This is a genomic window from Gordonia sp. JH63, assembly GCF_009856645.1.
Taxonomy (GTDB): Bacteria; Actinomycetota; Actinomycetes; order Mycobacteriales; family Mycobacteriaceae; genus Gordonia; species Gordonia hongkongensis.
In genome coordinates, this window is record NZ_CP047235.1 from 3,636,873 (window position 1) to 3,655,628 (window position 18,756).

At 68.8% G+C, this 18,756-nt stretch carries 17 protein-coding genes and 1 pseudogene; 8 read left to right on the forward strand and 10 right to left on the reverse strand.

Annotated elements, in window-relative coordinates; all coding sequences use genetic code 11:
• Positions 1-90 precede the first annotated feature (90 nt).
• Positions 91-2,133 carry a DUF2339 domain-containing protein gene (locus GR168_RS16275; protein ID WP_065631056.1) on the forward strand — a complete coding sequence of 681 codons (2,043 nt, stop codon included), beginning with the start codon at positions 91-93 and terminating at the stop codon, positions 2,131-2,133.
• A gap of 66 nt (positions 2,134-2,199) precedes the next feature.
• Here the strand turns inward: GR168_RS16275 and GR168_RS16280 are convergent, their stop codons facing one another.
• Positions 2,200-3,069, reverse strand: a complete 870-nt coding sequence (locus GR168_RS16280; protein ID WP_065631086.1) for a formate/nitrite transporter family protein — start codon at positions 3,067-3,069, stop codon at positions 2,200-2,202.
• A gap of 253 nt (positions 3,070-3,322) precedes the next feature.
• Between GR168_RS16280 and cynS the strand changes: the two genes are divergently transcribed.
• Positions 3,323-3,775 (forward strand): cyanase, encoded by a 453-nt coding sequence (gene cynS, locus GR168_RS16285; RefSeq protein ID WP_058252560.1) that lies wholly within the window; start codon positions 3,323-3,325, stop codon positions 3,773-3,775.
• Here the strand turns inward: cynS and GR168_RS16290 are convergent.
• Positions 3,763-5,355, reverse strand: a complete 1,593-nt coding sequence (locus tag GR168_RS16290) for a PucR family transcriptional regulator (protein WP_065631057.1) — start codon at positions 5,353-5,355, stop codon at positions 3,763-3,765. The two genes, cynS and GR168_RS16290, sit on opposite strands and share 13 nt — an antisense overlap.
• An 88-nt stretch (positions 5,356-5,443) precedes the next feature.
• On the opposite strand from GR168_RS16290, the gene GR168_RS16295 reads away from it, so the two are divergent.
• Both GR168_RS16295 and GR168_RS16300 read left to right on the forward strand, forming a co-directional pair.
• A complete protein-coding gene (locus tag GR168_RS16295; RefSeq protein ID WP_159371211.1) occupies positions 5,444-5,941 on the forward strand; it encodes a nucleoside deaminase in 498 nt (165 codons plus the stop codon).
• Positions 5,941-6,912, forward strand: a complete 972-nt coding sequence (locus GR168_RS16300) for a 2-oxoglutarate and iron-dependent oxygenase domain-containing protein (RefSeq protein ID WP_159371212.1) — start codon at positions 5,941-5,943, stop codon at positions 6,910-6,912. The genes GR168_RS16295 and GR168_RS16300 overlap by 1 nt, the downstream gene beginning before the upstream one ends.
• 204 nt (positions 6,913-7,116) lie before the next feature.
• Here GR168_RS16300 and GR168_RS16305 read toward each other — a convergent pair.
• The 3 genes and pseudogenes from GR168_RS16305 to GR168_RS16315 all read right to left on the reverse strand — a co-directional run bounded on the left by GR168_RS16305 (position 7,117) and on the right by GR168_RS16315 (position 9,617).
• Positions 7,117-8,062, reverse strand: a pseudogene (locus tag GR168_RS16305) (arabinofuranosidase).
• Positions 8,063-8,401: 339 nt separating this feature from the next.
• Entirely contained in the window at positions 8,402-8,953 is a 552-nt protein-coding gene (locus GR168_RS16310; RefSeq protein WP_159371213.1) for a putative immunity protein, read from the reverse strand.
• Positions 8,954-8,975: 22 nt separating this feature from the next.
• Positions 8,976-9,617: a GNAT family N-acetyltransferase gene (locus GR168_RS16315; protein ID WP_238994915.1), complete on the reverse strand. Its 642-nt coding sequence runs from the start codon at positions 9,615-9,617 to the stop codon at positions 8,976-8,978.
• Positions 9,618-9,751: 134 nt separating this feature from the next.
• Here GR168_RS16315 and GR168_RS16320 point away from each other — a divergent pair, with 134 nt between their 5' ends.
• A complete protein-coding gene (locus GR168_RS16320) occupies positions 9,752-11,110 on the forward strand; it encodes a trypsin-like peptidase domain-containing protein (protein ID WP_159371214.1) in 1,359 nt (452 codons plus the stop codon).
• A 16-nt stretch (positions 11,111-11,126) separates the two neighbouring features.
• Here the strand turns inward: GR168_RS16320 and GR168_RS16325 are convergent, their stop codons facing one another.
• The 5 genes from GR168_RS16325 to GR168_RS16345 all read right to left on the reverse strand — a co-directional run bounded on the left by GR168_RS16325 (position 11,127) and on the right by GR168_RS16345 (position 15,062).
• Positions 11,127-11,564, reverse strand: a complete 438-nt coding sequence (locus GR168_RS16325) for a VOC family protein (protein ID WP_078113685.1) — start codon at positions 11,562-11,564, stop codon at positions 11,127-11,129.
• Positions 11,565-11,704: 140 nt separating this feature from the next.
• Entirely contained in the window at positions 11,705-12,196 is a 492-nt protein-coding gene (locus tag GR168_RS16330; protein ID WP_159371215.1) for a peptide-methionine (S)-S-oxide reductase, read from the reverse strand.
• Between the two features lie 7 nt (positions 12,197-12,203).
• Positions 12,204-13,283 (reverse strand): redox-regulated ATPase YchF, encoded by a 1,080-nt coding sequence (ychF, locus tag GR168_RS16335; RefSeq protein WP_065631064.1) that lies wholly within the window; start codon positions 13,281-13,283, stop codon positions 12,204-12,206.
• 57 nt (positions 13,284-13,340) lie between these two features.
• Entirely contained in the window at positions 13,341-14,639 is a 1,299-nt protein-coding gene (locus GR168_RS16340; RefSeq protein ID WP_065631088.1) for an AI-2E family transporter, read from the reverse strand.
• 84 nt (positions 14,640-14,723) lie between these two features.
• Positions 14,724-15,062, reverse strand: a complete 339-nt coding sequence (locus tag GR168_RS16345; RefSeq protein ID WP_223258998.1) for a hypothetical protein — start codon at positions 15,060-15,062, stop codon at positions 14,724-14,726.
• Between the two features lie 118 nt (positions 15,063-15,180).
• On the opposite strand from GR168_RS16345, the gene GR168_RS16350 reads away from it, so the two are divergent.
• The 3 genes from GR168_RS16350 to GR168_RS16360 all read left to right on the forward strand — a co-directional run bounded on the left by GR168_RS16350 (position 15,181) and on the right by GR168_RS16360 (position 18,754).
• On the forward strand, positions 15,181-16,734 hold the full coding sequence (locus GR168_RS16350; protein ID WP_159371216.1) for an AlkA N-terminal domain-containing protein: 1,554 nt from the start codon (positions 15,181-15,183) through the stop codon (positions 16,732-16,734).
• An 83-nt stretch (positions 16,735-16,817) separates the two neighbouring features.
• Complete coding sequence (locus tag GR168_RS16355; RefSeq protein ID WP_159371217.1) at positions 16,818-17,444, forward strand: methylated-DNA--[protein]-cysteine S-methyltransferase; 627 nt, start codon at positions 16,818-16,820, stop codon at positions 17,442-17,444.
• 56 nt (positions 17,445-17,500) lie between these two features.
• Positions 17,501-18,754, forward strand: a complete 1,254-nt coding sequence (locus GR168_RS16360; RefSeq protein WP_058252555.1) for a DNA recombination protein RmuC — start codon at positions 17,501-17,503, stop codon at positions 18,752-18,754.
• Positions 18,755-18,756 lie beyond the last annotated feature (2 nt).

Consider the following 18,756-nt stretch of genomic DNA (forward strand, 5'->3'; position numbering starts at 1 on the left):
CGTCGCCGCGCACCCCGTCACACGAATCCCCCACCCCTGGTGGGTAGGACTACTCATCCATGCCGGGGCGCGACCGGTCATCGTCGACACATGAACTCTCCCAGCAGCACATTCGGCGGCGATCCGAGTACTGCCACCCTGGCGCGGATCTCGACCGAGTTCGACGCGATAGCACGCCAGATGTCCACCGTGTCAGCCGAATTCGCCGAGCTGCGACGTATCGTCGCCGAGCCCGACGAGCCTGCTCGCGACGTCGCCCCCGCACCGCAATCCGCCGTGCAGCCACCCGCCGCCGGCCTCACCCCACCGACGGTGGCGGCAGCTCCTGCGCAGGCCGCGGGACCTCGGCCCACACCCCCGTCCCGGCCCTGGTTGCCGACGGCGCCGCCACCGGTCGGCCACCAACGACCCCCGATCGCTCCGCCGGGCCCGCAAGGTCCTCCGCCGATGCCCCGCCCGGCGAGTGCGCGACCGTATCCGCCGGTCGCGTCGCCTCCGCGGCCGGCCGGGCCGTCGATGTCCGAACGGATCGGCGCGGCCGCCGAACGCGGATTGATCGGCAAGATCCTCGCCACCGCCGGCGTGGGCGTGACCCTCATCGGTGTCGCACTGCTCCTCGTCCTGGCCGCACAGGCCGGATTGCTCCGCCCGGAATTCCGCGTCGCGGGTGGCGCGGTCCTCGCCGCGGCGCTCGTCGCCGGCGGGATCTGGTCGCGCGGCCGGCCCGACGGCCGGATCGGTGCCATCGCGCTGACGGCCACCGGGATCGCGGCGGGTTACCTCGACGTCCTGGCCGCGACCAAGATCTACGACTGGTTGCCCATCGTCGTGGGCCTCGGAGTCGCGGGACTCGTCGCCGCGGCTGGGCTCGCGCTTGCCCATCGGTGGCGCAGCGAACACCTGGGGCTGCTCGTCGTCGTGCCGTTGATCGCTCTGGCACCGGTGCTCACCGGCGGACTGGACACCACCCTCATCGCGTTCATGGTGGTCCTCGCCGCGGCATCGGCGTGGGTCCAGCTCGGTCGCGACTGGATCTGGCTGCATGCCGTGCGGCTCGCCGCGCCCACGATTCCGTTGACCCTGGTCGGTGTCCTCGCGCTGGCCGGCTGGACGTCGGCCGGTGCCGCCGACACCGTCTTCGCGGCCGCGGTCGTCGTGGTCGTCGTGCTGGGGGTCGCCGGCGCCCTGATCGCGATGCCCACCACGCAGTTCCGGGAGACGCTGGCCGGTCTGGCGAGTGCGACGACCATCCCCGCGTTGTTCGCCGGAGCGGTGATGAACATGCCGGGCGCGGTGATCCTGCAGACCTGCATCGCCGGCGCGCTGATCGGAACCGTGTTGATCGGATCGGGGCTTCCCGACTCGCGTACCGGCTCCACCCCGCGCGTGCCCGACGTCGTTGCGCAGATCTGGTCCGCGACCGCCCTTCTGCTGCTGTTCGTCGCCGTTCTGGTGGCCTTCGACGGCACGGTGGCGATCACCGTCCTGCTCGGCCTGGCAACGGTGACCGCGCTTGTCGCCCGGACATGGTCGACGACCTCGCGGGTACTTCTCGCCGGTGGCTCGGTCCTGTGGGCCATCGGTTTCGCGGCGCTACTCGACGCGGCGCCGCCGTATGTGCTCGCCGATGCGGACCTGATGCGACGGGACGCGTCTCTGGGGATCGTCGTGGCGAGTGTATTCGCGGCCGCCGGCGCCCTGGTCCTGGCCGCCGGGTGGGCCCGCCTCACCGACGAGAAGGTCTCGCGCGCAGCCCATATCGCCGCCGGAGTGGTCGTCGTCTACGCACTCACCGCGATCAGTGTGACCGCAGGCGTCCTGGTCGCCGGGTCGGACGGCTTTCTCGCCGGTCACGTGCTGGCGACCACCTGCTGGATGGTCCTCGCGGGGACGGCCCTGGCCTATGCCCGGCGTCGCACCGGTGCCGCACGTACCGCCGCGGTCACCGGGGGTCTCGTCCTCGTCGCGGCCGCGATGGCGAAACTGTTCCTCTTCGACCTGGCCACCCTCGACGGGATCTTCCGCGTGATCGTGTTCATCGTGACCGGACTCATCCTGCTCGGCCTGGGCGCCTGGTACGCCCGCGCCCTCCAGGACGACCCGGCCGAGCCGGATTCGGCGACAGCCGTATGACCCTGCCGAACAGTATGACGTCGTGCCCGGAATGCGGGCACGACGTCATACGGGTCGGCGTCGGGACTAAGCGGTCGTCGTACGGACCGGCGCGGCCACGTCGACCTCGGTCGTCGCGTCGTGGGCGGGGGGTCGACGATCCGGAGCGGTCCGTACATGGGTGAAGTACAGCGTCAGACCGACGAAGGTGAGTCCGCCGACGAGATTGCCGATCACCGTGGGGATCTCGTTCCAGACGAGGTAGTCGGCGATCGAGAAGTCACCGCCGAGCATGAGACCCGAGGGGAAGAGGAACATGTTGACGATCGAGTGCTCGAAGCCCATGTAGAAGAACAGCATGATCGGCATCCACATCCCGATCACCTTGCCGGGCAGGGATGTCGACATCATCGCGGCGACGACACCGGTGGACACCATCCAGTTGCACAGCACGCCGCGGATGAACAGCGTCAGCATGCCGGCCGCCCCGTGCTCGGCGTAACCGACGGTACGGCTGTGGCCGATCTCGCCGAGCCGCTGTCCCACCTCGTCGGGTGCGACGCTGAATCCATAGGTCAGGATGACCGCCATCATCACCGCGACCAGGATGGCGCCGAGGAAGTTCCCGAGGAACACCAGACCCCAGTTGCGCAGCATCGACCGGACCGTGACTCCTCGTCGCTTGTCGAGCAGTGCGAGTGGCACCAGCGTGAACACACCGGTGAGCAGGTCGAATCCCATCAGGTAGAGCAGGATGAAGCCGACCGGGAACAACAGCGCCCCCAGCAGCGGCTGGCCGGTCTGCACGGTGACGGTCACCGCGAAGGCCGCGGCCAGAGCCAGGATCGCGCCGGCCATGAACGCCCTGATCAGGGTGTCGCGGGTGGACATGAACGCCTTGGACTCGCCGGCGTCGACCATCTTCACCGCGAATTCGGACGGTTTCACATAGGACATGTGGTTCTCCTCGAACTCCTCAGTTGATGCGCCCATGGAACCGAGGCCACATGTCCGTTCGGTGTCATCGACGAGTCTCCCTGTTACACCGCCCTCACTCGGTCCAGGTCGCGGTGTGAAGTTCTGGTGTCGCCGCGGTCTGCGGTGGGCGTGTCGATCGTGTGAACACTGCCGAAAGTCGCTGACTCGACTTGGCATCGTGCCCGCCGATGGGCAATGTGGGTGTGGTCCAACACTATCGATGGAGATGACGATGACCACCCCGATCATGCCGAAAACCGATGCCGCAGAGCTGATCAACGCCGCGCGGATTCGCCAGGGACTGACGTGGGCGACAATTGCCGAGAAGATCGACGCCCCGTTGGTCTGGACCGTCGCTGCGCTGCTGGGCAAACATCCGGTCCCGGCCACGAAGGCCACCGCCGTGGTGGAACTGCTCGGCCTCGGCGAGGGCGTCGCCGAGAGTCTGCGGCAACAGCCGACGCGTACACCCGACGAGGCGGCGACGAGCGACCCCACCATCTACCGCTTCTACGAGGCGCTCGACGTCTACGGGCCCGCGCTGAAGGCACTCATCCACGAGGAGTTCGGCGACGGCATCATGAGCGCCATCAACTTCAACATCGACATCCGACGCCGGCCCGACCCGAACGGCGACCGCGTGGTCGTGACCTTCGACGGGAAGTTCCTCGACTACAACTGGTGAGCCACCTGGTGAACCTCGCGGGTCACCGAACGCAGGGCCAGCATCGTCGACGCGTAGACGGCCGGGTCGGTGGGGTCGAAACCGAGCACAGTCCGGATCCGTTCGAGCCGCTGATAGAGGCTCTGCCTGCCGATGTGGAGCGCCGCAGCCGACCGCGTCGCGCTGCAGCCGTGCGCCAGGTGCACCGCCAGGGTCCGGACGAGGTCCGACGAGGAGCGTCCATCGGCCGCGACGAGTGGTTCCACCAGGGACCGCAGCTCCGTCCGAAGAGCGGGATCCAGCGCACCGATCGCCTCGTCGACGAGGAGTTCGCGCGAGGTGAACACCCGTCGTCCCGCCTCGAGACCCGCGGCGGTGGACGCCGCGAGCCCAAGTTGTCGCCCGCATCGACGCAGTGAGGCGGAGAGGGCGGACGCCACATCGGCGCCGGGCCCGACATCGTCGATGACACAGGGGTTTCCGACGACGACCGTGGTGCGTCCGATTCGGTTGCCCTGCCGTGTCAACGAGGACGCCACCCGGTCGACCGGGTCGGTGGCGCCCTCTCCTCCCCCGGCCGGCACCGCGGCCAGTGCGTAGACCGTGGCGTCGACGATGCTGCGTGCCACCGAATCCAGCTCGGCGCCGGCGACCGCGGCATCGGCCATCCGCGGGTCGGGGGCCTCCGCCGCAAGGGGCACCACCACGGTGGGCGCCCCCACGGACACCCCCGCGGCGGCCAGGCGTGCCCGCAGATCCGCGGGTCGCATCGGTCTGGCGTCGACCAGGTCTTCGACGAGCCGCGCGGCCAGGGCCGAACCCCGGACCCCGGTCCGGGTCAGGCCGACCGCCACCGGACCGGCGGCCGCACGCAACAGACTCTGCGCGAACGGGACCGGGCCGTCGTCGGTGCGCTCGCCCACGATCAGCCGGGCGATCGGACGTCCCTTGCTGTGGACCGTGGCGTCCGATACGGCCCGGTCGACGACCCGCCACGCCGCCGAGTCGTCGTCGACGCCGTGCGCGGACAGCAGCGCCCCGGATGTGGACACGAGAACGACAGGCGCATGCAGGGTTTCGGCCACATGGCCGAGCATGGGCGCGACCCCGGCACCGGCCGCCAGGTCGTCGTGGAGTGACTCCACGAGAGTCGAGCGGACTCGTAACTCGTCGACCTCGCGGGCGGCGATCGCGGTGTTGACCGCTCGGCACACGTCGATGAAGGGGACCACCGCCCGGAGTTCGATGATCGGCAGCCGGACCGCCGATCCCGCCCGCACCATCTCCTCGGGTACCGCCTCGAACGTCCGACCCACTTCGATCGCGACCGCCGCGACCCCGCGCTGCGACAGGTCCTGCACATAGTGCTTGCGGGTGCCGGCATCGAGTCCGCGCAGACCGAGCCCCGTCGTGAGCAGCAACTCGCCGCCGGTGAGCAGCGGCCCGATCTCGTAGATCTCGCTCGAATGCACCCACCGCACGGGTGCGTCGAGACGTTCGTGGCCGCTCAGAACCCGCGGCTCGGCGACCGCCAGGTGGTCGTCGAGGATCTCCCGAAGCGTCGGGGTGGCGGTATCCGTCGGGGGTCGATCGAGCGTCATGGACGAAGACAATATGCACCGGCGGCCTCGGCCGCAGTACGACGATCTGTCAGTTGTCACCGTCGGAGCCACCCGGCACTCTCGAAGCATGACGATCTCGCTGCCCGGCCATGCCGGTCTCGACGTGTCCGGGATGCTCGACGTCGCCTACCGGGAGGCACGGACGAGCCTCGACGAGGGCGGCATCCCGATCGGCGCGGCCCTCTTCGCGGCCGACGGCACGCTGCTCGGCGCGGGCCACAATCGGCGCGTGCAGGCCGACGATCCGTCGGCGCACGGCGAGACCGATGCATTCCGCGCCGCGGGGCGGCAACGGGATTACGGGCCGACGATCATGGTGACGACCCTGTCGCCGTGCTGGTACTGCTCCGGCCTCATCCGCCAGTTCGGCATCGGCACGGTCGTCATCGGCGAAAACACCTCGTTCTACGGCGGAGAGGACTGGTTGCGTGAGCACGGTGTCGAGGTCATCGTGCTCGACGACGAGCGGTGCGCGGAGATGATGTCGTCGTACATCGCGGCCAATCCTGCGGTGTGGAACGAGGACATCGGGGTCGCCCCGGCCGACGAGAACGTGGAGATGTAATGACCGACAGCCCGGTACTCACCGTCGACCTTCGGGAGTGGCAGGCCGGAGGTGCTGCCGCGCAACGGGTCTGCGCCGCTGTCGATGAATCCCTGCAGCAGGCCGGGTTCCTGCTCGTCACCGGGCACGGACTCGATCCCGAGTTGCCGAGCTCCCTTCGCGCGGCGGCCCGTCGGTTCTTCGCTCTCCCGGCCGACGTCAAGAGCCGGTACTCCGCCGGTGTCGGCGGCCGCGGTTGGATCGGTCCCGGCAAGGAGGCCAACGGTTTCGCCGAGGGCACCGAGACCCCGCCGGACCTGAAGGAGTCGTTCACCTCCGGTGCGCAGACGCCGGTGGGCATACCCGAGATCGACGGGTACTGGTTCGCCCCCGACGTGTGGCCGGCAGAGACGCCCGAACTCCGAGAACTGTTCACGGCGTGGACGTCTCAGATGCGGCGGCTGTCCGACGACCTGCTGGCGCTGATGGCCGCCGCACTCGGCCTCGTCGGCCCGGACAATCCGTTCCGCGACCTCGCGTCGACGCCGACGTGGTCGTCCAACATCAACCACTACCCGCCGCTGCACGACGTCGGAACCCCCGAACCCGGCCAGTTCCGCATCGGACCGCACACCGACTTCGGCACCGTCACCATCCTCGACCGCGAACCCGGCGCCGGCGGATTGCAGGTCTACAGCGAGCAATCGGGGTGGGCCGACGCACCGTGGAACCCCGACGCCCTGACCGTCAACATCGGGGATATCCTCGAGTACTGGTCGGCCGGGCGCTGGCCCGCGGGCCGGCACCGCGTCCTGCCACCGCAACCCGACGCACCCGCCGAAGACCTCGTCTCGCTGATCTTCTTCTACGAACTCGATCACGACGCCCTCGTCTCCCCCGTCGCCCCACCCGCGGGCCGCCGCGCCGGACTCGAACCGGTGGTGTCCGGGGACTTCATCCGACAGCGCCTCGACGCGATCACCGTCGGCTGAGACCTGGCCCTCCACTAATTCGAATGAAACGCATAACCCCCTGCTCGCTTCGCTCGCACCTCAACCGGCGGCCGGCCGGGGGAAAATTCCATCCCCGTGAGCAGGATCGAAGGGCAATATTCCCTTCGATCCTGTTGAGCGGGACGCGAATCGCGCGTAGCGCCAGACCCCGCCTGCAAAGCGGTGCGTGCGGACCCGTCGCCGTCAGGCGCGCTCGCGCATCACGCCCACGTGGCGGACCGTCCCGGAGATGCCCGGGATCTGTTTCACCGGCGACCAGGTGCGCATCCCATCGGTGCTGTCGGAGTAGAGGTATCGGCCGTTCCGGTAGGCGTCGAGGTACATCCGCCAGGCGCCGTTCGGTAGCTGGACGACGGACGGACCCTCGACGAGACGACCCCAGTTGCCCGGCGGCACGAACCGGTAGGGCCCGAACAGCGAGCCCGAGACCGCGTGCTCGATGAACTTTCGCGTCTCGTTCTTGGTGAACGCATGATAGGTCGGCCCAACCTTGATGACCGTGGTGTCGATGTGGTCGGCGCCGATGCTCAACAGCGGCACGGGCGGACTCCACATCCGCAGCCCGGGATCGAGCGCCGTCATCACATACGGGACGAAACCACCACCGGTCGACATCGACAGGATCACGTTGACCCGGCCACCCTCCACGAACCATTCGGGCGCCCAGGCCTTGGTCGTGAACGGCGACAACGACGGACCGTCACTCGAACCCGCCCGACCCGGACGAGCCGGACGAACCTGATCCGCTCGAGCCGAATCCGTTGCCGTCACCGGTCCCCGGCAAGAACGCACAGCACAGCGGCACCGGCCAGTTGTACAGGAAGTTCCAGTTGACGCGGTCGCGGCTGCGCGCGAACCCGATACTCGCCCCGTCGGCGGTCGTGTACGTCACGTAATACCAGCCGTCGGTGTGCCGGAAGATGCTCGCATCCCGGACGTAGCCCGTCGGCGGCCGGTACGCGGACCTGCGCACCAGGGTGTACTCGAGGCCGTCTGAGGACTCGTACACGTCCATGTCGCGCGCACTCGCATTGCTGAACGCGACCATCGTGTACCGCCAACCCGAGGGCGCGGCGGCACTGCTCGCCGGCGTCGGGACGAGAAGCCCGGCCACCGCGAGCAGGACCACGATGGCCGCGGCGAGCACGGTTCGTCTGGAAGGAGTCACCGATGCAATATCGACGACGAACGGCGCACGATGTGCACTTTCACCCGGAAGGTCGTACCCCTAGCTGCCGTTGGCGTAGAGCGCCAGGAGCGGACCGATGAAGGCGAACAGCATGGTGAGACCGAGTTCAGACGAGGACACTGGAGACCTTTCGACATGTGCCAACTGGAAGGCCGACGAGCTCGACTGCGCACATCGGCCAGGCAACACCATGTCATGCGACATGTCGTTTGTCAGGCGAATGATCAACAAAAACCGTTCCTGCACAGGGGATTTGATGTGCGCGAGCGGCCACTCGTCTCAGTCAGGCGTCCCAGTCGTCCGTCTGCCCGACGCCCGCAACCGGCTGTCGAGTTCGGCCATCAGGCGGGCCGCCCGTGATGCCCCGGCATCCGGTTCCGGGTACCGACACAGCACATCGATGAGCTCGGGTGGTGTCCGTTGGCACACGGCCTCGACCATCTCGTTCCCCACCGCCGGGTCTCCACCGCTCTCTAGTTCGGCGATGTACGCCCGGTTCGCCGCGGCCCGCAGGATGTGACCGACCTGGTGCGCTTTCGCGATCGGATGCAGATATGCCGCCGCCGCCGAGTCGCCTGCGGCTTGGGCGGCCAGTCGGGCAGTCTCCGACGGGGCGTCCTTCGCGGCACGATGCGCCGCAAAGGCGGCCGTCCGCTGGCGCGTCGATCTGCGTGCGCCGGCGGCGAATTCCCGGGCCGCCTCGATGGCCGCGCGGGGACGCGGGTCGTCGGGCCGCGTTCGCTCGAAGACCGGCAGCACTTCCTCGGCCCACTCGGTGGCACAGCGCACGACGACCCGCAGGTCGTCGTCGGTCAACTCGAAGTCCGCCATCGGCCGAACGCTAGCAGTGTCCTCACACGGTCGCCGACAACCCGCCGCCATCCGGATCGCGGAGCATCGAATGGACGACGAGGCCCGTGTCGACCGGAGTCGTTGCGGTGACGACGAACCCGGCACGTTCGTAGATCATCACATTGCGATCGTCGGAGGTCTCGAGCGCGACGCACGCACCCGGAGGAGGAGTCCTGTCGTCGACCGCGGCGAGTCCGGCGCGGACCAGCGCGCTTCCCAGCCCCTTGCCCTGGCGGTCCGGGTGGACTCCGAGTGTCGCCAGGTTCCATGCGCCTGCCGGGTGCGCAGGGGTCTCGGCCCGGGCGACCGCGGCCAGCCGATCGCCGTGCAGGGCGACCGCTTCGGCCTGAAACTGTCCATCCGGCTCCGGCACATCCGGGGGCAGCAGGGCGATCATGCCGCACCGGTCCGTGGTGACCAGCACGACACCGTGGTCGAAGGCGTATCCCAGATACATCCGTTGTAGTCGGTGCAACCGTTCCCGATAGCCGTCCTCGGGAATGGACCATCGAGTCCAGGGATAGGCGTCGAAAGCGGCGGCGAGAGTGCCGGCGGCATCGTCGAGATCCGCGATGATCGCGTGGTCGATGGAAATGTCACTGTCCTCGAGGGTTGAGTCGGATGCGGGTGGTCGGCGGGTCACATTACCGCGGAACCACATTCGGTCGACACTGATATCTCGTGGCGCGGGAAATCCGCAGTGGACAGGTCAGAGACACCTGAGAGTCCGCGTCGAGCTTGTCAGCAAATCCGCAGGATTTCCGTAGCCCTGTTCACATGAGGCGCAGGCATCGTGGTGCCGTGAACACGCCCCAGACCCCCATGCCCGACGACGACCACGACCCGATCACCGAACCCTTTGCGCCGCCGCGCGGACCGGTGCCGCCGCCCGGGCCCTGGGCGATGAACCCGCAGGCCACCCCGCCGCCGTTCGTCTCACCCCCGCCGCCTCCTCCGGTCGCGCGGCAGCGGGCCGGCGTGACGAAGCCGATCATCGTCACCGCGCTCCTCGCGGGACTGCTCGGCGGCGCCGTCGGCATGGGAGGCAGTTCGCTGCTCGGGCACGACGCCGCGTCGGTACCGATCCTCAACTCGCAACCGGCCGCCGCGGCCAATGCCGCCGACGCGCAACCCGGTTCGGTGACGTATGCCGCGAGCGTGGCGTCGAAGTCGACGGCCGACATCAAGGTCCAGACCGCGAACGGAACCGCGGTGGGCAGCGGCATCGTCCTCTCCCCCGACGGTTACGTCCTGACGAACCACCACGTCGTCGCCGGGGCCGGCTCCGGCAGCACGATCGTCGTCACCACCGGCGACGGGCATCAGCACAACGCCACCGTCACCGGGAACGCCCCGTCATACGATCTCGCGGTCATCAAGCTCGAGGGTGCGTCGGGATTGACCCCGGCGACACTCGGTGATTCGGATGCGCTGAAGGTCGGCCAGCAGGTGGTCGCCGTCGGCAGCCCGGACAGCCTGACCAACACGGTGACGTCCGGCATCGTCAGCGCGCTGTCGCGTACGGTGACCGCCGGCGACGCCAGTGGTTCGTCGCTCACCGTGTACAACGGTCTGCAGACCGACACCCCCATCAACCCCGGCAATTCCGGTGGGCCACTGGTGAATCTGCAGGGGCAGGTGATCGCGGTCAATTCGGCGGTGGACACCGGCCAGGCCGCGTCCGGTGGACCGCAGTCCTTCGGGTTGGGTTTCGCGATCCCGATCAACACCGCCAAGCGCATCGCCAATCAACTGTTGCAGGACGGTCAGGCCACCAAACCCGTGATGGGAGTGTCGGGTTCACTGTCGGCGGGCGACCGGACCGAGGGCGCGACCGTCTCGTCGGTGCAGCGTGGCGGGCCCGCGGCAGACGCGGGTATCCGAGAGGGCGACGTCATCACCAAGATCGGGGACACCACCGTCTCCGACTACGCCGACCTCATGGCGCAAATCCTCACCCACGAGCCGGGTGAGACCGTGCCGGTGACCACCGGTTCCGGTTCGGGTGCCTGGACGGTCCAGGTGAAGCTGGGCAGTGCCGTCGACGAGCAGGAGACGACGGTGCCGGAATCCGGCAGCGGATCGGGCGGTTCCCCGTTGCCGTTCGGCGGCAACCCCTTCGGCCAGAACCCCTGACCCGAGCTGCGCCGGATCAGCCCGGCGAGAGTCGTTGGGCGAGCATGACGAGGATGTCGCTCGGCCCGCGCACGTAGGTCAGTTTGTACACGTCCTCGTAGGTGGCGACGCCGCGCACGGGATGACACCCGTGCCGTGCCGCCACCTCGAGGGCCTCGTCGATGTCGTCGACCGAGAACGCCACCCGGTGCATCCCGATGTCGTTGGGCTGCGTGGGTGGCGTCTCGATGGCCTCGGGATGGATGTACTCGAAGAGTTCGAGCCGCCCGTGACCGTCGGGGGTCTGCAGCATCGCCATCTTCACGTGGTTGCCGTCGAGCCCGACCGCCGTGTCGGCCCACTCCCCGCGGACCGTGTCCCGGCCGATGACGTCGAGACCGAGGTCGGTGAAGAAGGCGATCGCGGCGTCGAGGTCACGCACGGCGATGGCGACGTTCTCGAGTGTGATGGACATGGAGGTCACGCTAGCAACGATGGGCGACGGCCATGAGCGTGTCGCGAGACCGTGCACGGCCGGCCGGCCGGGGATGGTCGGGCACTCGGCGCGGAGGGTTCAGCAGCAGGTATCGCTGAGGGATACCCATTGCTGAACCGTCAGCCGCGGTACTTGGTCAGCAGCTCCTGCGGAAGGTGGCACGCGCTCTCCGGATACCGTGCGAGCCGATCCTGGTGCTCGTCGGCGCTTCGCACATAGTTGGTCAGCGGAAGCACCTCGACGGCGATGCGATCCGCGTCGGCCCGCGCACCGATGAAGGCTCGCGCATGTTCGAGGTGCTCCGGCCGGTCGGAATACACACCGGTGCGGTACTTCTCGCCGACGTCGGGCCCCTGTCGGTTCACGCTGTATGGATCGATGATCTCGAAGAGGTGCGAGACCAACTGGTCGACGCTCACGACAGCCGGATCGAACCGAGTCCGCACGCATTCGGCGTAGCCGTCGTACTCACCGTCGAGGGTGTGGCTCATGCCGTTGGCCCGGCCGGCCTCGGTGAAGGTCACCCCCGGCAGCGTCGCGACGAATGCCTGCACACCCCACAGGCAACCGCCCGCGAGGTAGATCTCCTCGTTCGGCGGCACGGACGTCATCGCTTGTCTAGACGTTGAACCGGAACTCGACGACGTCACCGTCTTTCATGACGTAGTCCTTGCCCTCCATGCGCACCTTGCCGGCGGACTTGGCCGCGGCCATCGAGCCGGCGGCGTCGAGGTCGTCGAACGAGACGATCTCGGCCTTGATGAAGCCCTTTTCGAAGTCGGTGTGGATGACACCGGCCGCCTTGGGCGCGGTGTCGCCCTGGTGGATGGTCCAGGCGCGGGATTCCTTGGGGCCGGCCGTGAGGTAGGTCTGCAGGCCCAAGGTGTGAAAACCCGCGCGCGCCAACGAGGTCAGACCCGGCTCGTCCTGCCCGATGGAGTCGAGCAGCTCCTGGGCGTCCTCCTCGTCGAGTTCGAGGAGTTCGCTCTCGACCTTGGCGTCGAGGAACACCGCGTCGGCGGGTGCGACGGCGGCGCGCAGCTCCGCCTTACGGGCGTCGTCGGTGAGCACACCCTCGTCGGAGTTGAAGACGTAGAGGAACGGCTTCGCGGTCATCAGGTGCAGCTCGCGCACCGACGCCAGGTCGAACGAATCCTTCTGCGAGAACAGTGTTTTGCCGGTGTCGAGGATCTCCTGCGCCTTCTTGGCGGCAGCGAGGGTCTCGGCCAGGTCCTTGTTCTTGCGCGCGTCCTTCTCCAGACGCGGGATGGCCTTCTCGAGCGTCTGCATGTCGGCCAGGATCAGCTCGGTCTCGATGACCTCGATGTCGGCGAAAGGATCGACGCGACCGTCGACGTGGACGACGTCACCGTCGTCGAAGACCCGGACCACCTGGCAGATGGCGTCGGCTTCGCGGATGTTGGCGAGGAACTGGTTGCCCATGCCCTCACCTTCCGACGCACCCTTCACGATGCCGGCGATGTCGACGAAGGACACCGTGGCGGGCAGGATCCGCTCGCTGCCGAAGATCTCCGCGAGGCGGCCGAGACGGCTGTCCGGCAGTTCGACCACGCCGACGTTCGGCTCGATCGTCGCGAACGGGTAGTTCGCCGCGAGGACGTCGTTACGGGTCAGGGCATTGAACAGGGTCGACTTACCGACGTTGGGCAGACCGACGATTCCCAGGGTGAGACTCACGGGCGCCCAGTCTATCGGCAGGCAGCGCGACGCCCGGCGGGGCGTCGGTCCGAGGAGTCAGTCCCGGTCGAGCAACCCCTTCACCGGGTTCGGGGGATCCTTCGGCGGGTCATCGTTCGGAACACCGACCTGGGTCGTCACCGGTGTGTTCGCGGGTGGCAACGACTCGCCGGCCCGCTCGGCGATCTGCTCGTTCAGGTAGCGGAGCACCACGGCGAGCGAGGCCACGGCGGGAACCGCGAGGAACGCGCCGGTGATACCGAACAACGTGCCGCCCAAGGTCACCGACAGCAGCACGATCACCGCGTGCAGATCCATCGACTTCGACTGCAACCACGGCTGGAGCACGTTCCCCTCGAGTTGCTGCACCGCGAGGATGATGCCCAGCACGATCAGGGCCGTGGTCAGACCGTTGGACACGAGTGCGATCAACACCGCGAGCGCGCCGGCGACAAAGGCACCCACGATCGGGATGAATCCGCCGAGGAAGGTGATGACCACCAGCACAGACGCCAACGGGACGCCCAGGATGAACAGACCGAGACCGATCAGCGCGGCGTCGACGAAACTCACGATCGCCTGTGTGCGGATGAAGCCGCCGAGGCTGTTCCACATGCGGGTCAGCACCTCACCGAGGTGGTTGCCCGAGGGCTTGCCGACGGTGCGGTCGAGCCACGGCACGAACTTCGGACCGTCCTTGAGGAAGAAGAACACGAGCACGAGCGACGTGAACATCGTGATCAGCAGCGACGTCGCCGTTCCGACGCCGCTGAACACACCGGCCGCGATGGTCGACGCGCTCGACTGCAGTCGGTCGGTGATGGTGCTGACCATGTTGTCGAGCTGCTGGTCGTCGACGTTCAGCGGCGGACCCTGCACCCAGTCCTGCAGACGCTCCACACCATCGGTCGCACGGCTCGCCAGTTCGGGCGCCTGGTCGACGACCGACGGGACGATCAGCCCGATCACACCGGCGAACACACCCAGTCCGATGAGCATCATCAGGAACGACGCCGCGGCGGCCGGCACGCCCTTGTTGCGCATCCACCGCACCGGCGGCCACAGGATCGTGCACGCGATGATGGCCAGGAGGACCGGCAACAGGATCACCCAGAACTTGCCGAGCAACCAGAACAGCACCCACAGCGCGGCGGCCACCAACACGATCTGCGCGCCGACCGTCGCGCACGACCGCAGGCCGGTCATCATCACCTGGAGCCGGGTCGGATACGTCTTCTCACCGCCGCCGAGCACCGCATCGCCGCCGAGGACGGCGTCGGCACCGACCTTGGTGGTGTCTGGTCTTGCGTCGGCGGACGAGTCGTCCGCGCGCTGATCGTCCGAGCTGTCGGTCACCCGAGGATCCTCACACATCGGCATGACAATGCGACATCGACGCGGCGACAGTCGTACGAACATGTGGTCCGTCCGACGACATGATCAGCGGCGGCGGAATTTCCGTCCGAGGTAGCGAACCAGCGAGTTGATGGCCTCGAGTTCGGCGTCGACCTGGTTGAAGACGACCGGGGTGTCGTCGCGCCCGGCTGGCCCGGCGTCCGATCGCGGCGGGGGCTCGGCCGACGACGGAGCGCATCCGGCGGCCGGGGCGACCCGCTCTGCCCGCGCCGTGATGCCGAGCTCGGTTTCCTCGGCGCAGGCACGCCTGATCGTCTCCGGGCCGTAGAGGCCCATCATCATCTCCAGCCCCCACGCGGGGAGTCCGGACAGGGACTGGTCGTCGTGCCGACTTCTGCGGCGGCCATCGAACCGGGTGGTCATGGCGCCATGCTGCCACAGACATGTAACCCAGATCACACTTTTCGTCCGCTCAGTGGGATGCCGTCGCGATGTCCGATTCCCGCCAGACCGGGACGTCGACGGATGACACAGTGGACGGGTGAGCACAGGCACCGCAACAGAACCCGACACCGGGGGTTTCGCGCCGGACTTCGACCGGTGTTATCGCGCAGTGCAGGCCCGCGACGCCCGCTTCGACGGTCAGTTCTTCGTGACGGTCCGCACCACCGGCATCTACTGCCGTCCGTCGTGTCCGGCACAGACCCCCCGGCCCGCCAACGTGGCGTTCGTCCTCACCGCGGCGGCCGCCCAGCAGCAGGGTTTCCGTGCTTGTCGACGCTGCGCACCCGACGCCGTTCCGGGGTCCCCGCTGTGGAACATCAACGCCGACATGTCGGCTCGCGCGATGCGACTCATCGCCGACGGCGTCGTCGAGCGCGAAGGGGTCGACGGACTCGCGGCGCGTCTGAGGTATTCACCCCGGCACCTCACCCGCGTGCTGACCCGGCATCTCGGAGCCGGGCCGCTCGCGCTCGCCCGAGCACATCGCGCCACCAACGCCCGCGTGCTCATCCAGTGCACGACGATGCCGATGACCGACGTCGCGTTCGCCGCCGGATTCGCCAGCGTGCGCCAGTTCAACGACACCGTCCGCGCCGTTTTCGGGCTCACCCCCACCGAGCTTCGACGCCTGCACAGCCGCAGGAAGGATGCGATCGGCACCGATTCCGCCCCGGGAAGCGTCACCCTGCGCCTGCCGTTCCGCGCGCCCTATCGCTGGCCATGGATGCGCTGGTTCCTGGAAACGCACGCCGTGGCCGGGGTCGAATCCGTCGTCGACGCCCCGGACAGTCCGCACGGCTGGCGTTACCGCCGGGTCCTCGCCCTACCCCACCGAACAGCGTCGGCGGAGGTGGAGCCGCAGGACGACCACGCCGTCGTCGCCCTTCACGGACTGGACATGCGTGACGTGGGGGTCGCGGTCAACCGGATCCGGCGTCTGCTCGACCTCGACGCCGACATCACCGCGGCCGAGGACGCACTGGCCGCCGACGCCACGATGCAGCGACTGCTGCGCCGGGCGCCGGGCCTCCGTGCGCCCGGCAGCCTCGACCCGGCCGAGACGATCATCCGGACCATGCTCGGTCAGCAGGTGAGTCTCGCCGCCGCGCGCAACCAGGTGAACCGGCTCGTCGAGGCCCTCGGCGAACCGGTCGGCGACGCCTTCGCCACCCCGTCCGAGACGGCGACGACAGTCGACGGTCCGGCGTCGAAGTCCTTCCCGACGCCGGGTGTCATCGCCGCCCGTGGACACGAGGTCCTCCGCGGCCCGCGGCGGCGGATCGATGCCGTGATCGGCGTCGCGGCGGCACTCGCCGAAGGTCGGGTGGAACCGCATGTGGGGGTCGATGCGTCTGATCTTCGTGCCCAGCTTCTCGAGTTGCCCGGCATCGGCCCCTGGACCGCCGACATCGTCACGATGCGAGTCACCGGCGATCCCGACGTCCTGCTCACGAACGACCTCGTGGTCGTCCGGGCAGCCGCCGACCTCGGGATCGATCTGCGGGACACGCGGCACTGGGCGCCGTGGCGCTCGTACGCGACCATGCACCTGTGGCGACACCGACTCGACGCCGCCGGACAGGCCGTGTGACGAGCGGTGAGCAGACTCCGATGACCGGCATCTCGTAGCGATCCCTTCTCCGATCACATCCCAGCGATCCGCAAGGAGCGACAATGTCCGCACCGACCACCACCCCCGCCACCTCCGGGCCCGACACCCCTGAACCGGGGAGTGCCCAATCCATCGGCCACACAACGACAGTCGGCGGCTACGCCACCGTCACCACTCCCAACGGGGCGTTCACCGTCGTCGCCGATCCCGACCACCGGGTCCTGGCGTCGGGGTGGACCGACGATCCCGCCTACCTGACGGCGCTCGTCCACCGCGCGCTACGACCGGAATCGATCCAGCCGTCCGCCGCGCTCGGCACCATCACCGACGCCGTGTCGGCGTACTACGACGGCGATCTCGCCGCGCCGTCGCGGATTCCGGTCGTCCAACGTTCCGGCGGGACCTTCCTCGGTCCGGCCTGGGACGCCCTGCGCCTGGTCGAGGCCGGGAACCCCGTCACCTACACCCGCTTCGCCGAACTGGCCGGTCAGCCGGCGGCGGTCCGGGCCGCGGCAGCCGCCTGCGCGCGCAACGCGGCTGCCCTGTTCGTGCCCTGCCACCGGGTGAAGCGCAGCGACGGAAGCCTCGGCGGTTTCCGCTACGGCCTGCCCACCAAGCAGTGGCTGCTCGACTTCGAGGCCGGCGCGCGGAGCGGCCCGGACGAGCGGAGCGGTTCCGACGACCGATAGTGCCGTCGCCCGCGGCCCGGCCGAACTTGTCGGGGGTGTCCGACACCATCGTCGACATGACTGCTGCCGCTCTCTCGCTCGTCGTCGGCCTCGCCCTGGGGATCGCCCTGGGCTGGTGGGCGCACGCCGCTCGCAGTGCCGCGACCGTGGCGGCGGCTCGCGCCGAGGTGGAGATGCTGCGCGCCGCCCGCGACGACGTCGCGTCCTCGTTGTCGTGGGCCACCGAGGACGCGGCACGCCGGCAGTCGTCGGCGATCGGCAGCTCGGTTGCGCACATCGTCGAGCCGTTGCGCGCCAACCTCGCCCAGCTCGCCGACGAACTCCGCCGGGTCGAGAACAACCGAATCGGCGCGTACGCCGGACTGACCGAGCAGGTGCGCGGGATCCACTCGGCGTCGATCGCGCTCAACGACCAGACCCGCCAGCTGGCCAACGCGTTGCACAGCCCGCACGCCCGCGGCCGATGGGGTGAGGTCCAGCTCGAGCGCGTGGTCGAGCTCGCCGGCATGACCAAGCATTGCGACTTCAGCACCCAGGTGTCGGTCACCGACCCCTCCGATCCGAACGGTTCGGGAAACGGCCGGGGTGCCACGACGCTGCGGCCGGACCTCGTCGTCCACCTCGCCGGCGGCCGCGACATCGTCGTGGACGCCAAGGTGCCCCTCGACGCCTACCTGCGGGCGGCCGAGGCCACCGACACGTCCGTTCGCGACAAACTCATCCGCGAACATGCTCGCGCCCTGCGCGCGCACATCGCACGACTGTCCGCGAAGTCCTACTGGTCCGCCTTCGACAACACACCGGAGATGGTGGTGCTGTTCGTGCCCGGCGACGTCGTCCTGGAAGCCGCCGCCCGCACCGACCCCGACCTCCTCGAGTTCGGCTTCGCACGCAACGTCGTCATCGCCACCCCGACCACCCTCATCGCGTTGCTACGGACCGTCGCACTGGGATGGCGTCACGATGCGATGGCTCGCGACGCCGCGGTCATCCACGATCTCGGTCTGCAGCTCCATCAGCGGCTCGCCGGGGTGCTCACTCACCTCGGCACCCTCGGCACGTCGCTGCAGCGCACGGTCGACGCCTACAACTCGACGATCGGTTCGGTGGACAGTCGCCTCGGCGTCACCGCACGCCGGTTGGCCGAGCTCGACGCGCTGGGCGATGTCCCGGACGCCCCACGACCACCGGTGATCCACGACACCTGCCGCCCGGCGGGGCCGACCGCCCGGCCTGGGACGGCGCCGGAGGCGGCATCGACGCCCCGGTCCGGGGGTGAAACGATTTCTGTCGAGGACCCGGTACCGTGACC

Bases quoted from the DNA above. Each gene is read 5' to 3' on its own strand.
- GR168_RS16275 (WP_065631056.1), top strand. From the start codon at position 91: ATGAACTCTCCCAGCAGCACATTCGGCGGCGATCCGAGTACTGCCACC.
- GR168_RS16330 (WP_159371215.1), bottom strand. From the start codon at position 12,196: ATGACGTCCGTGCCGCCGAACGAGGAGATCTACCTCGCGGGCGGTTGC.
- GR168_RS16355 (WP_159371217.1), top strand. From the start codon at position 16,818: ATGTCCGCACCGACCACCACCCCCGCCACCTCCGGGCCCGACACCCCT.
- GR168_RS16295 (WP_159371211.1), top strand. From the start codon at position 5,444: ATGACGATCTCGCTGCCCGGCCATGCCGGTCTCGACGTGTCCGGGATG.
- GR168_RS16325 (WP_078113685.1), bottom strand. From the start codon at position 11,564: ATGTCCATCACACTCGAGAACGTCGCCATCGCCGTGCGTGACCTCGAC.
- cynS (WP_058252560.1), top strand. From the start codon at position 3,323: ATGACCACCCCGATCATGCCGAAAACCGATGCCGCAGAGCTGATCAAC.
- GR168_RS16310 (WP_159371213.1), bottom strand. From the start codon at position 8,953: ATGGCGGACTTCGAGTTGACCGACGACGACCTGCGGGTCGTCGTGCGC.
- GR168_RS16300 (WP_159371212.1), top strand. From the start codon at position 5,941: ATGACCGACAGCCCGGTACTCACCGTCGACCTTCGGGAGTGGCAGGCC.
- GR168_RS16290 (WP_065631057.1), bottom strand. From the start codon at position 5,355: ATGACGCTCGATCGACCCCCGACGGATACCGCCACCCCGACGCTTCGG.
- GR168_RS16345 (WP_223258998.1), bottom strand. From the start codon at position 15,062: ATGACCACCCGGTTCGATGGCCGCCGCAGAAGTCGGCACGACGACCAG.
- GR168_RS16280 (WP_065631086.1), bottom strand. From the start codon at position 3,069: ATGTCCTATGTGAAACCGTCCGAATTCGCGGTGAAGATGGTCGACGCC.
- GR168_RS16320 (WP_159371214.1), top strand. From the start codon at position 9,752: ATGAGGCGCAGGCATCGTGGTGCCGTGAACACGCCCCAGACCCCCATG.
- GR168_RS16360 (WP_058252555.1), top strand. From the start codon at position 17,501: ATGACTGCTGCCGCTCTCTCGCTCGTCGTCGGCCTCGCCCTGGGGATC.